Here is a 1598-nt window from a genome sequence, read left to right as displayed (position 1 = left end):
AGAGGACAATGGAGACAAGGGGGAATAACCAATGCCCCATGCCCAATGCCCAATGCCCCATGCCCAATTATGCAAGGGCTGGTACAGGAATTTCCTGATGAGGGTATAAAGGGAAGCGATCGCACAATGTTGCCACTCGTTGTTGGCAATCTTGAGCAACTATCTCCGAATCTGGGGAAAGTAGGCGATCTGCAATAATATTTCCAATCTCTGTAAATTCTGCTACTCCTAAACCTCTAGTAGTCATGGCCGGAGAACCTAACCTCAGACCGCTAGTCACAAATGGTGACTGCGGATCAAAAGGAACTGTATTCTTGTTAGCAGTAATATTCACACCACTCACCAGCTGATCTGCTTGCTTACCCGTCAAACCAATAGACTGTAGGTCAACCAGCATTAAATGATTATCAGTGCCATTTGATACCAGTTTTAAACTCCGGTTTTGCAGTTGATCTGCCAAAGCACGAGCATTTTCTATAACTTGAGCCGAATAAGCTTTAAAATCTGGTTTTAAAGCTTCTCCAAAAGCTACTGCCTTACCAGCAATCACGTGTTCCAATGGCCCGCCCTGACTGCCGGGGAAAACAGATTTATCTAGCTTTTTACCTAGTTCTGCGTCACGGGTCAAGATTAAACCACCTCTGGGGCCACGTAGAGTTTTGTGGGTAGTTGTAGTCACCACATCACAATAAGGAATGGGGTCGGGGTGAAGACCACTGGCAACCAAGCCAGCGATGTGGGCAATATCCGCCAGTAAGTAAGCACCGACTTCATCAGCAATGCTGCGAAACTTTTCAAAGTCAATGACACGGGGATAAGCTGAATAACCACAAATCAAAAGCTTAGGACGCTCCTTGCGTGCCAATTCTCGAATTTGGTCATAGTCGAGTTGTTCTGTTTGTTGGCTAACACCATAGTGGCGAACTTGGAACCATTTACCCGAAACATTCACAGGTGAACCGTGGGTCAGATGTCCTCCGTGAGACAAATCCATGCCCATAATTGTGTCTCCTGGTTCCAGTAGAGTTAGGAACACTGCAAAATTTGCTTGTGCCCCGGAATGGGGTTGTACGTTCGCATGGGCGGCACCAAACAAGCTTTTAGCACGGTCGATCGCTAGTTGCTCAATTTTGTCTATAAATTCACAACCGCCATAGTAGCGTTTACCAGGTAATCCCTCGGCATATTTATTTGTTAGTACAGAACCTTGAGCCGCTAGTACGGCAGCAGAGGTAAAGTTTTCACTAGCGATCAACTCCAGGTGATCGCGTTGACGTTGTAGTTCTTGGTTGATTAGCTCCGCAATAGCAGGATCGGCGGAGGCAAGAAAGTCTGAGTTAGTCCTAGTCACTTCAACTATCCTTATGGGAAATTGCACAACGGTTGATTTTGGTACAGCACAGCAGCTAAGTAACAATCCACGGTCAAGGGTCTTATAGTTTAATATTTTTGACTCCTGTACAGATGCGATAAATTGCCTCTGTACTATTGACGTTGATTAGTGCCGACTTATTTATTATTAGATACCAGCCCAATTAATGTGTTAATTATCATGAAAAACTGTACCGGGAATGGGGCATGGGGCATGGGGCATGGGG

1 protein-coding gene is annotated in these 1598 nt (G+C 45.6%); it reads right to left on the bottom strand.

Annotated elements, in window-relative coordinates; all coding sequences use genetic code 11:
- Positions 1–67: 67 nt before the first annotated feature.
- Positions 68–1351: a serine hydroxymethyltransferase gene (glyA, locus tag IQ246_RS29565; RefSeq protein ID WP_194006834.1), complete on the bottom strand. Its 1284-nt coding sequence runs from the start codon at positions 1349–1351 to the stop codon at positions 68–70.
- Between the last annotated feature and the right edge of the window lie 247 nt (positions 1352–1598).

Origin of the sequence: aff. Roholtiella sp. LEGE 12411 (genome assembly GCF_015206995.1) — a bacterium.
GTDB lineage: Bacteria > Cyanobacteriota > Cyanobacteriia > Cyanobacteriales > Nostocaceae > Komarekiella.
The sequence above is the reverse complement of the archived record's forward strand: the minus strand, read 5'-3'. Positions and strand labels throughout refer to the sequence as shown.